The organism is Pseudomonas sp. C5pp, from assembly GCF_000814065.1.
GTDB lineage: Bacteria > Pseudomonadota > Gammaproteobacteria > Pseudomonadales > Pseudomonadaceae > Aquipseudomonas > Aquipseudomonas asiatica.
In genome coordinates this window covers 1-13,650 of record NZ_JWLN01000062.1, presented here as the reverse complement: position 1 = coordinate 13,650, position 13,650 = coordinate 1, and the positions used below count along the sequence as shown (strand labels likewise).

Below are 13,650 nucleotides of genomic sequence, written 5' to 3'. Positions count from 1 at the left end.
CCGTTGAGCATGCGTTGAACCAGAAGGGCTCGACCTCGCGGGGTAAGACGGGCATGTTTATGCAGGTTCATCCGGGGCTCCTGGAAGGTTGTGTTGGTCGCGCTTCCAGAATTCCGGGAATGCCCCGGATGAACAACCTACTGAGAGATCACAGCTAGCCCGTGCCTTTGCAGCAGGCGGCGGAAGTTGGGGATGGTGGTTTCGTCCGGAGTCCGATCCAGGTGCAGTCGGCAAACTGTCGCAGGATCGTCACTTCATAGGGAGCCTCCTCCATCGCCGGATCGCTGTAGCCGAACCAGTTATGCATGAGATGCACCCGCAGCATGGTGGCCAACGGGTAGGCTGGGCGCCCGCCCTCGCCTCTCGGTGCGGTTCAATCAGTGCCATCAGCGCCTGTCACGGCACAACCTGATCCATCTCGATCAGGAAACGCTCATGGCGGGTCTGTTTGCGTTTGCCGGCGTACTCGGCATCGGCGAAGAACAACTGCTTCATGCCGGGGGCTCCAGAGGGACTGGTGGGCTATTTCACCAGATCGGGAAGTGTTTTTCAGACCTTCCTTAAGGTATCTCTTAACCATTTATGCTCAGCATCGTTCTCACGGTTTTTCGCCCAAATCATCACTAGGTCGAATGAAGGAAGTTCATAGGGGGGGGGAATACATCAATGCTGTGTATATCTCCATACAGGCGAGCGATTGACTCCGGAACGATCGATATAAGGTCCGTGCCCTCTAGCAGTTGAGGTAGCAGTGTAAAGTAAGGGACGCTTATCTGGATGTGCTGTTTCAGCCCCAGTCGCGATAATGCCTCTTGCTCGATGGTTTCTTTGCCATCAGTCCTGCAATAGATTGCGTGAGGCCTTGTCAAGTAATCGATAAGCTCTATAGGCCTGCCTGCAGCTCGATGTCTACCACATTGAATAGCCACCATTTTGTCGTGCATGAATACTTGATGACTAAACCGTTCATCACCTTTTTTGAGGCCACACGACTCCCAGTTGGTGGGCAAATCGGGACATATAATGAGATCCAAAGATCCTATTTGTAGCTCTTTGGCAGAGGTTCCTGGCGTTGGCTTCAGGGTGAGCGAAATGTTTGGAGAATGTGCTTCAAGGTAAACGCCCAGGTTTTTTGTCACCAACGCCGACACATAATCTGCTGTGGCAATTTGAAAGTTTGTTGTTGCGGTTTCAGGGTCGAAATGATCAACCTCGAACAGCTTTTCGACAAGCTCGATCATGCGATCAACTTCCGGTTTCAGTCGCTTGGCCTTTTCTGTCAGGACCATCCCGCGTCCCCGCTGAACAAGCAGATCATCTTTAAAAATACCCCTCAGTTGCTTTAGCGATCCGCTGACGGTCGACTGCGTCAAATGGAGGCGTTCTGAGGCCTTGGTCACGCTTTCCATCCTCAGGAGCTCAGCCAAGATCGGCAATAAGTTCATATTTATGCCGCGTAGAGTGCTAATTTCCAGGGATCTGTTTTTATAGCCCATTGCCACCTCCAACAATATTGATATATTTTAGAACAGCTCTAAAGTAGCCCCGACTTTTTCCTTCGTTTCGTCCAATAAGCCGAAAAACGAAGGTCCCCTGCGTCAGTCTCGGGCTATTTCCGCGCTACTGATTCTACTCCTTGCCCTTCACTGGTACCGTGTGGGCTGCTGTCCGCATTACAGATGCACCTCGTCTGTGATCTTGCCCAGCAGTCGTGGACACGGGGTTAATAAGCACTCATCCGGGCCCCGGAGACCTCTGGGCTGATGTGTCCCAGCGTGCTGTGGCGGCGCTGGCGGTTGTAGTCGATTTCGATGTATTCAAACACGGTTTCGCGCATCTGGGCGCGGCTCATGAAGCGCTCGCCGTGGATGCATTCGACCATCAGGCTGTGGAAGAAGCTCTCTGCACAGGCATTGTCGTAGCAGTTGCCCTTCGTGCTCATGCTGCATCGCAAATGATGGTCGCGGATCAGCTCTTGGTAAGCAGCTGAGCAGCACGGGCTGCCTCTATCGCTGAGCACGATCACGCCCTTGTGCTGCCTGCGTCGTCATAGCGTCATGCGCAAGGCATCGCAGACCAGGTCGGCCGTCATGCGTTCGCCCATGGCCCAGCCGATCACCATCCGTGAGTACAGGTCGATGACCACTGCCAGATACAGCCAGCCTTCCTCCGTGTGCAGGTAGGTGATGTCACCCACTCATTTCTGATTTGGTGCCGATGCTGTGAAATCCTGCTTGAGCAGGTTCTCTGCCACCGGCAGCGAGTGTCGGGTGTTGGTCGTGGCCCTGAGCTTCCTGGCGGCCCTGGCACACAGTCCTTGCCGTTGCATCGAGGCGGCAACCTGTAGGGCAGCCCAGCGTCCCGTAGATCGAGACACAGGCATGGTGTCCCGCTGCGGCCCTTGCGTGCGCTGTATGCCTGCGCGAACTGCCGATCCAACTCGGCTTTTCGCTGGTGGCGCATCGACGCTCTGCGTGAACACCAGTCATAGAAGCCGCTGCGGGTGACGCCCAGCACATCTCCGGGGCAGGCAGTGTTTTTCAGCCCCCTTTAAGCATTGGTATTATCGATATGTTGGTATTGAAAAGCACTGTTACTCATGCAGAGATTTATTTCCTAGTGTGGTGCATGGGTGTGTTGCATGAAGGCAAGGAGAATAACATTGAAAACAAAACTAATAATCGATAATCAGCAAGTTGATGCTTCGGCTGGTGCAGTATATGAGCGTAAGCACCCAATTACGGGGGGCGTTGTTACTCAGTTAGCTGCTGCAGGCGTCAGCGATGCACTTGCAGCGGTTGAATCTGCTCAGCGCGGCTATGAGATGTGGCGAGCGACAGGTCCGAGTGCGCGGCGCCAGATTCTCTTGAAAGCCGCCGATATTCTTGAGAAGAAAATCCCGCTCTTTGTCGATGCTATGGCGAATGAAGTTGGTTCCTCATCTCTTTGGGCAGGTATAAATGTTACGCTCTCTGCAAATCTTTTCCGGGAGGCAGCAGGGCTTACTACTCAGATTCAAGGTGAGACTATTCCGACCGACAAGCCAGGTGGGCTGTCTATGACAATACGTCAGCCGGTAGGAGTGGTATTGAGTATTGTTCCGTGGAATGGTCCTGTCGTGCTCGCTGCTCGGGCGATCGCCTATCCGCTGGCATGTGGTAATAGCGTGGTATTCCGCGCCTCCGAGACTAGTCCGAAGACTCACGCGCTAATCGCAGAAGCGCTCGTCGAGGCAGGCTTGCCGGCAGGTGTGTTGAACCTGTTGACTAATGACCCGAATGACGCGCCTGATGTTATCAATGCATTGATAGCCCATAAATCCGTGCGGAGGGTTAATTTTACCGGTTCTACAAAGGTTGGTCGCATTATCGCAGAGAAAGCGGCACGCCATCTGAAGCGCTGTTTGCTCGAATTGGGTGGTAAGGCACCGCTGGTCGTACTTGAAGATGCGGATATCGATGCGGCGGTGGATGCAGCAGTATTCGGCGCCTTTTTGTATCAGGGGCAGATCTGCATGTCCACCGAACGAGTCGTCGTGGACAGGAAGATTGCTGACGAGTTCGTTGAGAAATTCGCAGCGCGGGCCAAGATGTTACCGATTGGTGATCCTTCGGTTGACGCTTCCTGTGTCATCGGTCCTATGGTGGTTAAGGAGTCCGGTGATCGTCTCAATCGCATGATTGATGATGCTCTTGATAAGGGGGCGGTGCTCGTAGCTGGTGGCCACGCCGACGGCGCGGTCATGCCCGCGACTATCCTCGATCATGTTAAGCATGGTATGGAAATCTACGATGAGGAAACATTCGGTCCTATTACCACAGTGGTTAGGGTTGAGGGTGTAGATGAGGCGGTCCGTGTAGCCAATGATACCGATTATGGCCTTTCATCCGCTGTATTTGGTCGCGATATTAGCAATGCACTTAGTGTCGCGATGAGGATTGAGGCTGGCTGTTGTCATATCAATGGTTCTACTGTTCAGAATGAGGCGCAGGCTCCATACGGTGGAACAAAGGATAGTGGCTATGGTCGTTTCGATGGCCGAGCAGTGATTGATGAGTTTACCGAATTGAAATGGCTGACGATTGAGTCAAGTCATCAGAAGTATCCGTTCTAATTAGGCCCCTAATACACGTGTTGGATGGGTATGGTGTCGGGAAAATGAGTAAAATTATGAGTGATATGGTTAAGCCGCGCATGACTGCAGATGACGTTAATGGGGTGTGGGTTATCATGCCTACGCCGGCAAAACCTGATGCATCAGACTGGCGAGTTGAAAACACTGTTGATTTAGACGAGACGGTTCGGATTGTCGAAAATCTACTGGCGTCCGGCGTAAATGGCATTATGAGTAATGGTACTTTCGGCGAGTGTGCGACGCTGACCTGGGATGAAAAGCGTGATTTTATAGCGACGGTCGCCGAGACAATTAAAGGGCGAGTACCGTTTTTCTGTGGTACCACTGCCCTGCATACAAGAGAAGTTATTCGCCAGACCCGAGAGGTGATGAGGTTGGGTGCAGATGGCGTCATGCTTGGATTGCCAATGTGGTGTAAGATGGAAACTCCATCTGCCATCCAGTTTTATCGCGATGTTGCTGAAGCGGTTCCTGACGCGGCAATAGCAGTGTATGCGAACCCGGAGGCGTTCAAATATGAGTTTCCTCGCGAATTTTGGGCTCAGGTTAGCGAAATTCCTCAGGTTGTGACGGCAAAATATCTCGGGATTGGTATGTTGGATCTCGATTTGCGTTTGGCTTCGAGCATACGCTTCCTGCCTCACGAGGATGATTACTATGCTGCTGCTCGGATCAATCCGGAGCGTATGACTGCCTTTTGGTCAAGCGCCGCCATGTGCGGTCCGGCGACACCGTTAAAACTGCGTGATGCTGTAGCTGACGCGAAAGTCACTGGGAAGTGGTCAGTGGCGAAGGCAATCTCAGATGAAATGCGCAAAGCGGATTCTATGCTCTTCCCCAAAGGGGACTTTTCCGAGTTCTCGAAATACAATATTGGTTTGGAGAAGGCGCGAATGGATGAAGCAGGCTGGCTCAAAGCTGGTCCCTGTCGCCCTCCCTATCATGTGATCCCTGAGATGTATCTGGAAGGGGCGCGTAAATCAGGGCGGGCCTGGGCTGAGCTGCATGCCAAGTATAGTGCAGAGGGTTGATTTGAGATATGTAGGTTTGCTAACTAAAGGTCCGGATCGTTACCTTTGAATCGTGTATGATCAGGGCGGTGTCTCTAGCCATAAGGTAAAATCTGCATGACTAAGATAGTTGATTTCTATTTTGATTTCATAAGCCCTTTCTCCTACTTGGCTAACTATCGGCTAAATCAGGTTGCCCAAGATCGCAGGGTGTCGATTTGCTATCATGCAATAGATCTTGCGGCAGCGAAAAAAGCCATTGGAAACATCGGGCCCAGCAATCGAGAGCTTCCTGTGAAGTTGTCATATCTCACTGTTGATCTGATGCGCTGGGCAGAGATCTATCGAATTGACTTGAGGTTCATCCCTAATTTCAATTCGAGAAGCCTCAATGTTGGTAGTTTTTTTGCAAAAGATGAAAGTGAAAGATCTCGATATGTGAATTTTGCGTTCGGTAGGACTTGGGGGGTAGGGCAGGCGCCGGATGATGTTGAGGTGCTTAGTGAAGTTGCATCTGAAATGCAATGGAATAAGGAAGATTTCTTTGCCTTCATTGAGTCTCCTAAGGGGCGGGCGGCCTATGAAGAATCGACCGAAAAGGCTATAGAGCGCAAGGTTTTTGGTGTGCCTTTCATGTGTGTGGATGATAAGTCTTGGTGGGGGAACGACCGTATATTTATGCTCGAAGATTACCTTGAGCGTAACGGCTAATAGATTGGTCATCAGAATAAAAACAAGGTGAAATTATGCTGAAAAATATTTTTTTGAAAGATGAAATTAGAAAGGTGAGCGTTCCTGTATTCATTGTTGGGGCGGGTCCGTCAGGGCTGACTACGGCCGCGCTTCTCGCTAAATACGGCGTAAAGGTGCTTGCTGTAAGTCAGCATTCCGGAACCGCGAACTCGCCTCGCGCTCATATCACTAACACCCGTGCAATGGAGGTGTTTCGTGACCTGGGTATCGAAGAAAAGGTCTATGATGTTGCCTCAGTTGAGGAGATGGAAAATGTTGTCTGGTGCACTCGTCTCGCGGGCCAAGAGCTGGCGAGACTGAGCTCCTGGGGGTACGGTGATGACCGCCGATCCGAATACCTGACGGCTAGCCCCAGCAAGATGTGCAACGCCGCTCAGCATGTGCTCGAGCCGGTATTGCTGGATGTTGCACGGGAAAGCGGGGCGGAGGTGCTGTTCAATACCGAAGTTCTGGAAATCGAGCAGTCCAGCGAAAAAGTATATGCTCTGGTCCGCAATCGCGAGACAGGGGAAGAGTATATCGTCGAGTCCGACTATGCAGTTGGTGCCGATGGTGCTCGTAGCTTGGTGGCCAGAAGCCTCGGGTTTGAGTTCGAAGGAAAAATGGGAGAAGGTCACGCGGTTAACTGTTGGTTTGATGCTGATCTTTCAAAATATTGTGCGGATCGGAAGGCGGTTCTATTTCCGACCCTGCAGCCCGGCAACGATGACTGGATCGGTGGCGGCACTTTCATCTGCGTAAAACCGTGGAATGATTGGATTTTGCTGTTTATGTACAATCCAGATAACGCAGATGCTGAGACTAATGAAGAGGCGGTGCTGGAGCGTATCTACACCCTAATTGGAGATAGGGATGTGGATGTCAATATAAAGGCGATCTCCAAGTGGACAGTTAATAACATGTTCGCAAAGAGCATGGTGAAAGAGAGAATCGTGTTAATGGGCGACGCGGCTCACCGTCATCCTCCGGCCGGTGGGCTGGGAACCAATACCTGTGTTCAGGATGCATTTAACCTAAGCTGGAAGCTTGCATACATCATTAATGGGTATGCTGGCCAGGACCTTCTACAGAGTTACTCCGACGAGCGTCAGCCTGTTGCTAAGCAGATGGTCAATCGGGCTATTACAGCTATGGTTAATATGCAGGCTGTTCCTCAAGCGCTGGGATTTTTTCCCGGGCAGAGTGAAGAGGATGGGTGGGATGCTTTAGAAGTATTCTCGTCACCAACCGAAGAGGGAAAAACTCGGCGTAAAAAAATGCGTGAGGCGCTGGAGTTGCAAAACTGGCAGTTTAACGGAATTGGGGGGGAGGCTGGTCATCACTATCTGAGCTCGCATGCTATTGTCTCCGATGGGACGACGGCTGAGTTTAACTCCGAAAACTCTCAAGTTCATATACACCCGACCACGACACCAGGAGCTACATTGCCGCATGCCTGGCTGCAACGGAATGGGGTAAACGTGTCAAGTATCGATCTGGTTGGTAATGGCAAATTTACGATTATCACCGGGCTGGGGGGAGATGCTTGGTTGAGGAGTGCGGCTAAGGTCAGTGAGTCGCTGGGTATCGACGTCAACCTCGTATCGATAAGCGTCGATGGAGATATAACCGATCATTATGGGGCCTGGGCGGACGTCAGCGAGATAGAGGACGATGGCTGTTTGCTTGTGCGTCCAGATCGTTTTGTGGCTTATCGGTCAAAAGGCTTGGTGTCTGATACTGATGCTGCGATCAGCCAGGCCTTCAGGGCAATTCTCTGTCTTTAACTCTAGGCTGTTTGTTAAATGGCGACTCTGCATCAGAGTCGCCTTGGTGAGAGAGTTTTATATTCCTCAAGGCTGCCTTGGTGAAGTGTCTATATTTTAGAGCGACAATTAATTGTAGGCTTATATTGAATTGGCTGAGGTGATATGAGTATTTATACTTTGGAGCGAGTTCTTTGGGATATGCATACAAGCTCGTCGGTGACTCAAAAGTTCCACGCTGACGTCGATGGACTGCTGGCTGTGTACCCGCTGAGTAATGAGGAAAAGGTCATGATCAAATCGCTTGACGTTCGATCCATGGCCGATATGGGGGTTAGTCAGATGCTGCTTTTTTGCTCTTGGCAGGCGATCCATGGCGGTGGTGCCTCTATTTCTGAATACATGCGTCGTATGAACACTCCATCCGGTTGATTTGGTCGCTGTTTGCCGCTAATTCATTGGTTGTTGAAGGAACTGTTATGGCTCAGATTGTAGCTGGTTTTATGTTGCCTCATGATCCCCTTATTGCGGCGATGCCAGATGCCCCGCCGCAAGACAAGCGGGATAACTGCATGAATGCTTACGCTAAGATCGCAGATAGACTGCGTGAGTTGTGCGTTGATACTGTGATAGTGATCGGTGATGACCATTACACGATTCATGGTCCTGCATGCATCCCAAGCTGTTTAATTGGTATCGGGGATGTAGAGGGGCCGTGGGAAGAATGGCTTGGGATCAAAAGGGATGTTGTTATTAATAATGAGCCCCTTGCGCACCATATCATGAGTTATGGGTTTGATAATGGGGTTGATTGGGCTGTGTCGAAGGCGATGATCCTGGATCACTCTACGAGCATACCGATTCACTATGCCGTCCGACCAGCAGGGGGCGTTCGTGCCATTCCCGTTTATATTAATTCTGGCTGTGAGCCGCTGATTTCCAGTCGTCGTGCATATGAGATTGGCAAGGTGATTAGCGAGGCAGTCGCATGCTGGAAAGGAAACGAACGGGTTGCAATATTCGGCACCGGTGGGCTTTCTCATTGGCCGGGTATGGCTGAGATGGGGAAGGTCAATCCCGAGTGGGATCACCAGGTGATGGAGCTGGTTAAGCGAGGTGATGTCGAGGCTTTAGTTTTCATGAGCGACGAGGAGATTCTGAATAACGCAGGAAACGGTGGCCTTGAAATCAAGAATTGGATTTGTGCAATGGGAGCGCTCGCGGGTTGGAAGGGTGAGATCATCGCCTATGAGGCGGTCACAGAGTGGGTCTGTGGTTGTGGGTATATGGAGATGAAGCCTAGCTGATAACTATTTTGTGAGTTGGTTGGGCTAGGAGCTATGAGCTATCAACTTGATGATGGCTATGGCTCCGTATGTTACGGAGCTTGACAGTGTCGGGGCGCTAAATTTTGCTCTCAGAGTTAATTTTATGGCGGCTCATGATTTGGGCCTGAAAATAAGTTTCTAACTTGTTCAGCATGTGTCCTCCTCAGTCATTCGATCCTTAAGACAAAGCGGATGGTTTTCCCAGTACAGAGTAATCAGTGAAGTGCAAGTAAATACAGCTCATGCACTTCTTGATAGAAATAGGTCATAAAGCGAATTGGAAATTTTTGGCTGGTGCTATTTTAGACTTTACATGCTGCCAATCTTTACAAATACCAACCACTGCTATTGACACCACTCAGGTTGACCTGGGTGGAGGGGCCCGCTCAACCGAAATAACCCGTCAGGAGAAAACAACAATGAAAACCTGCTCATTCGCCGCCTCAAGCCTCCTGTTCGCCGGACTGGCAGCTACGCTTCACGTTTCCGCCACCGAAGGCGGCAAGACCCTCTACGCGCTAGGTGTCAACGGCTTCGGCTGGGGCGCGCTACCGCCGCCAGGTACCTACATGATGCTTGACGCTCAGCACTACCGCAGTGACGACCTCAAAGGCAACGACGGGAGCAGCATACCTGTGCCGGGGTTCAAGGTGCGCGCTGACGCACTCGTGCCTAATTTCATCTGGGTCACCTCGCAGGAGTTGCTGGGCGGCAGCCTGGCGCTGCACTCCATCGTGCCGCTTGTCACTCTCGACGTGTCGGCGGCTGGTCGCTCGCAGCGCAAGACCGGCGTAGGTGACATCGTCTTCGGCCCAGCTATCGGCTGGCATCTCTCACCGAATCTGCACACTGTGGCGGGCATTGACATCTTCGCGCCGACCGGCGAATACGACAAAGATGACCTCGCCAACGTCGGCGGCAACTATTGGGCGACCCATATGGTGGGAGGGTTCTCTTGGATCGACGTCAAAGGTTTCAACGCCGATGCCAAGGTTATGTACGGCATCAATGCGCGTAACGATGACACGGACTACCGCTCCGGCAACGAATTGATCGTTGACTATGCAGCTGGCTGGGCATTGGGTAACGGCTGGACGGTGGGGGTGGGTGGCTATGTCTACCAGCAGTTGACGGACGATGAGCAGGACGGGCATACCGTGCGCGACAACAAAGGCAGTGCCCGCGCCATCGGCCCCTCGGTGCGTTACGACAGCGGTCAGGGTTGGTTCCTTACAGTCAAGGGCTACGGCGAAACAGGGGTGCGGAATCGCGCCGAAGGTGATGCTCTGTGGCTTCGGGCCGTTTTCCCGCTCTAGAAAGGAGACCTCCATGAATGAGTCTGCGTCTCTGCTGATCTGAGATGCGATCGTGCTGGAGAGACGCGGCTATGAGGCTTTTCTCAAGGATGCCGGCTCCGTCAGGGCAATCCCTTGAACGTCTGACGGTTTGAGCGGACCTTTTCCCTACAGGCATCCTGAGCCCCTGACAACGAGCCGTTGTCAGGGGTAGTAGTTGAGCACTCCTCATGTCAGTTTATCGCAGCACTATCGGCAGCAGTTACTGGTTTTTGAGATGTGATCCGCCTGAGCCCTGCCTTGCTGGGCGTCGCACTCTGTTACCGCTACTAATTTTCGCTTTAACGTGATGCGTTGGCGGAAGCTCACGCGCAGCATCACGTACAGAGCAAAATTTTAAGAAGTTTTACAGTCGCTACGGAAATATATAACTATTTTAGTGTGTATTTTTACAAGAAATATAAAAAGGAGCGCTTGATGTCTGAGAAAGCCACAGCCTGCGATGTGAAGGTAATGCAGGCACAAAAAAAATGGCGGTCACGGCAAATTATTTGCGTGGAGCCCTTGCGGCGCTTTGCGTTGGCGTCAGTCTAGTGGGCGTTGGTCAGTTTCGTCTAGGAGTGGAATCTCTGAAGTGGTTGTCGCCTTCGATCACGAGACCGAACCCACGGCCGGAAAAATGCAGGCGCGGCAGCGCGACTGTCGCGAAGAACGGCGCGCCGGCACGCTCAACGATCAGGGAGCGCCATATGTATGTCACACGTCTGATCATCCACGCGGCCATCGCCAGCCTCATGGCCAGCGGACCTGCGCTTGCGCATTCGACGGGGCCACTAGGCAAGATAGAGCATGGCTGGAAGCCAAGCCCCGAGATCAAAAGAACGGTCTCCCTGAACTTCGATTTTCACGGCGGTGGAAACTTCGTCAGTTGGAGCCCCTCGGCCCGGATGACGCAGCACGAGAACCGGCAATGCATCACCGGCGCCTATCTGCTGTTCGATGTCGACGATCGGTTCGCCTTTGATATCGATGAAACGATCTTGGTCGATCTCACCTTCTTTCGTCCCGAGACTGACGGGTTCGTCTTTTCCTACGATCAGGCCGTGCAGCCGACCGCGAAAAAGGTTCGCTTCGATGCGAACAACAAGGGAAGCTGGCATACCGAGACCGTGCGCCTCGACCGCGCACGCTTCGCCAACCGGAAATATTACGGAACGGACTTTGCGGTCGGGGGGCTCGGGAGCCAGCTTACACGATCGAATGATGGCGGCGAGGTGACGCTTTGCGACGTCAAGGTCCGCCGCGAAGCCAGCAAGCCGCAGGCGCCTTCGCCCGGGAAGTTCGCATTGCAGGTGCTTGATGAGGCCGGCCGACCGACCGCGGCGCGGGTTGGCCTCTATCGGTCCGACGGCTGGGCGCCGCTTGCGGGCCGCAGCGCGCTCACCGTTCAGCGCTACACGGAGTATACACGCAATCTCCCCATGGTCTCCGTCCCAAAGGGATGGTCGGCGAACGGCAGATATGTGTTCTTCGTCGATACGAACTATGCGGCGGACGTGCCCGCGGGCGAATATGACCTGTTCGTCATGAAGGGACCGGAGTATCGAATCCAGAAGCGCAAGGTCCGTATTGCCCCCGGAACGCCGCAGTCCATCCAGGTGAAGATGGAGCGGTGGACCGATTTGCCGAAGCAGGGCTGGCTTTCGGGTGACGACCATATTCATATCGGCCGCTCCACGCCAGCGGAGAACGACAAGATTCTCGCCTATATGCGTGCGGAAGACCTAGGGGTCGCCAATCTCCTGGAAGCGGGGAATCTCAAAGGGTCGCAGTTCAAGCAATATGGTTTCGGCAAAGAAGGGCATTATGGAAATGGCGGCCACTTCCTCGTCTCCGGCCAGGAATCACCGCGAACATCGCACCGTGGCCATTCGATCGGCCTGAATGCCAAGAAGTTCCATTGGCCTGAGAAGGACTATTTCATCTACGACGCGACATCAGACATGATCCGCGCCGATGGTGGGCTTTGGGGATACGCCCACGTCGCATTGGACATCTTCAACGTCGACTACGGTCTGGCGCTTGACGTGCCGAGAGGCAAGGTCGACTTCGTCGAAATGCTTCAATATGGCACGATGAACACGGCCTATCTCTACGACTTCCTCAACATGGGCTTCAAGCTGCTGCCGAGCGCCGGTTCCGATTATCCCTACATCGACTTCCCGGGCGCGGAGCGGGTTTACGTCGACGTTGGCGGATCGCCTTCGCCGAGCGCCTGGTTCGACGGGCTCAGGTCGCGCAGGTCGTTCATCACCAACTGGCTGTCGGCCGACTATTCCGTCAACGGAGACAAGAAGGCGACCGAATATCACATTCGGGCGGGCGATGAAATAACGGTCGACGCGGTGATCCGCGCGAATCCCGATTTCGATGCGATCGACCGCGTCGAACTCGTCGGTCATGGTGAGGTTCTGAAGCTCGTCAGCGGGACGAGCCACGCGTCCGAATTGCGGCTACTGCACAAGTTCAAGCCGTCGGGATCGATGTGGTTGGCCGTACGTGCCTATGGCAAGGGTAGAGCGCTGCTGCACACCTCGCCCATCTACGTCTATGTGGACGGCAACAAGGATTTCTCCGATCGGCAAAAGCTGGCAGGACTGGCCGACAAATATCGCAAGACCCTGGCCGAATTCCGGAATTCGACGCCGCGCCTCGAAGATGAAGGGGAGCGTTTTGCAGTCGACGACCTCATCCTGGCGCGCTGGAATGTGGTCAAGCCGCAGCTCGACAAGGCCATCGATGACGCGATCGCAATCTACGACCGGCTTGCCGCGCATTGACCCTGATCGCTGCCGCATCGGCTGATCGATTTTCTCGGCTCCGGCCGCCGATGGCTGCTCCGACATAGGGAGCAGCCATGGAGGGCCGACATTGCAAAAGTTCCAAGGCTTTCTTCACCCGCAGTGCTCTAGAATCAAACCCTTTCGGTAAAAACGATACCGTTGACCAAAATTGGACATGTGGATAGGGTTTTGGCGCGCGCAAAAAAATAACGGTGGCGGAAAAGCAAAGCCGCCCTTCGAAACAGACAAAGGGGAAGACTGTGAAGAGCGGACAACCGAAGAAAGTGCGTGAGCGGACCAAGCGGATGCTCTTGGCGACGGCCTGCCTTTCCGGCTTTGCCGGACAAGCTGAGGCGCAGGAGGCGGCGAGCGGTGCCGAAGTCGAGGGCGGCATTCAGGAGATCATCGTCACGGCGCAGAAGCGGTCCGAATCGGTCCAGGACGTGGGCATCACCATGTCGGTGCTCACGTCGGACTCGCTCGCCAATCTGAACGTTCGCGACGTGGCGGAAGTCGCGGTTAACATTCCGAACGTCCAAAT

General features: G+C 53.3%; 11 protein-coding genes and 2 pseudogenes. 9 read left to right on the top strand and 4 right to left on the bottom strand.

Annotated features, from left to right (window positions below; all coding sequences use genetic code 11):
* From RR51_RS30995 to RR51_RS28715, 4 genes and pseudogenes are all read right to left on the bottom strand, one after another.
* A partial coding sequence (locus tag RR51_RS30995; protein WP_152619955.1) for a leucine zipper domain-containing protein occupies nt 1-71 on the bottom strand: 71 nt, incomplete at its 3' end.
* Between the two features lie 81 nt (nt 72-152).
* Nucleotides 153-495, bottom strand: a pseudogene (locus tag RR51_RS28720) (transposase); the annotation flags it as partial.
* A 128-nt stretch (nt 496-623) separates the two neighbouring features.
* The gene (locus RR51_RS27785; protein WP_039615397.1) at nt 624-1,496 is read right to left on the bottom strand and encodes a LysR family transcriptional regulator; all 873 of its coding nucleotides are present in this window, start codon (nt 1,494-1,496) and stop codon (nt 624-626) included.
* Between the two features lie 227 nt (nt 1,497-1,723).
* Nucleotides 1,724-2,517, bottom strand: a pseudogene (locus RR51_RS28715) (IS3 family transposase); the annotation flags it as partial.
* Nucleotides 2,518-2,662: 145 nt separating this feature from the next.
* Between RR51_RS28715 and RR51_RS27770 the strand changes: the two are divergent.
* The 9 genes from RR51_RS27770 to RR51_RS27730 form a co-directional block, all read left to right on the top strand.
* Nucleotides 2,663-4,114 carry an aldehyde dehydrogenase gene (locus RR51_RS27770; RefSeq protein WP_039615396.1) on the top strand — a complete coding sequence of 484 codons (1,452 nt, stop codon included), beginning with the start codon at nt 2,663-2,665 and terminating at the stop codon, nt 4,112-4,114.
* 44 nt (nt 4,115-4,158) lie between these two features.
* Nucleotides 4,159-5,166: a dihydrodipicolinate synthase family protein gene (locus RR51_RS27765; RefSeq protein WP_236693315.1), complete on the top strand. Its 1,008-nt coding sequence runs from the start codon at nt 4,159-4,161 to the stop codon at nt 5,164-5,166.
* Nucleotides 5,167-5,262: 96 nt separating this feature from the next.
* A complete protein-coding gene (locus RR51_RS27760) occupies nt 5,263-5,856 on the top strand; it encodes a 2-hydroxychromene-2-carboxylate isomerase (protein ID WP_039615395.1) in 594 nt (197 codons plus the stop codon).
* Between the two features lie 35 nt (nt 5,857-5,891).
* A complete protein-coding gene (locus tag RR51_RS27755) occupies nt 5,892-7,664 on the top strand; it encodes an FAD-dependent monooxygenase (RefSeq protein ID WP_201775117.1) in 1,773 nt (590 codons plus the stop codon).
* A 144-nt stretch (nt 7,665-7,808) separates the two neighbouring features.
* The gene (locus RR51_RS27750; RefSeq protein ID WP_052261138.1) at nt 7,809-8,075 is read left to right on the top strand and encodes a hypothetical protein; all 267 of its coding nucleotides are present in this window, start codon (nt 7,809-7,811) and stop codon (nt 8,073-8,075) included.
* 47 nt (nt 8,076-8,122) lie between these two features.
* The gene (locus tag RR51_RS27745; RefSeq protein ID WP_039615394.1) at nt 8,123-8,950 is read left to right on the top strand and encodes a protocatechuate 3,4-dioxygenase; all 828 of its coding nucleotides are present in this window, start codon (nt 8,123-8,125) and stop codon (nt 8,948-8,950) included.
* A gap of 440 nt (nt 8,951-9,390) precedes the next feature.
* Nucleotides 9,391-10,287 carry a SphA family protein gene (locus tag RR51_RS27740; RefSeq protein ID WP_039615393.1) on the top strand — a complete coding sequence of 299 codons (897 nt, stop codon included), beginning with the start codon at nt 9,391-9,393 and terminating at the stop codon, nt 10,285-10,287.
* A 509-nt stretch (nt 10,288-10,796) separates the two neighbouring features.
* Complete coding sequence (gene mcbA / locus RR51_RS27735) at nt 10,797-13,106, top strand: carbaryl hydrolase McbA (protein WP_158310285.1); 2,310 nt, start codon at nt 10,797-10,799, stop codon at nt 13,104-13,106.
* Between the two features lie 263 nt (nt 13,107-13,369).
* The coding region (locus RR51_RS27730) for a hypothetical protein (RefSeq protein ID WP_201775116.1) at nt 13,370-13,650 on the top strand (281 nt) is incomplete at its 3' end.

What these genes read in the sequence shown, in the direction of transcription:
- RR51_RS27755 (WP_201775117.1), top strand. Translation starts at nt 5,892, where the DNA reads ATGCTGAAAAATATTTTTTTGAAAGATGAAATTAGAAAGGTGAGCGTT.
- RR51_RS27740 (WP_039615393.1), top strand. Translation starts at nt 9,391, where the DNA reads ATGAAAACCTGCTCATTCGCCGCCTCAAGCCTCCTGTTCGCCGGACTG.
- mcbA (WP_158310285.1), top strand. Translation starts at nt 10,797, where the DNA reads ATGGCGGTCACGGCAAATTATTTGCGTGGAGCCCTTGCGGCGCTTTGC.
- RR51_RS27760 (WP_039615395.1), top strand. Translation starts at nt 5,263, where the DNA reads ATGACTAAGATAGTTGATTTCTATTTTGATTTCATAAGCCCTTTCTCC.
- RR51_RS27785 (WP_039615397.1), bottom strand. Translation starts at nt 1,496, where the DNA reads ATGGGCTATAAAAACAGATCCCTGGAAATTAGCACTCTACGCGGCATA.
- RR51_RS27750 (WP_052261138.1), top strand. Translation starts at nt 7,809, where the DNA reads ATGAGTATTTATACTTTGGAGCGAGTTCTTTGGGATATGCATACAAGC.
- RR51_RS27745 (WP_039615394.1), top strand. Translation starts at nt 8,123, where the DNA reads ATGGCTCAGATTGTAGCTGGTTTTATGTTGCCTCATGATCCCCTTATT.
- RR51_RS27765 (WP_236693315.1), top strand. Translation starts at nt 4,159, where the DNA reads ATGAGTAAAATTATGAGTGATATGGTTAAGCCGCGCATGACTGCAGAT.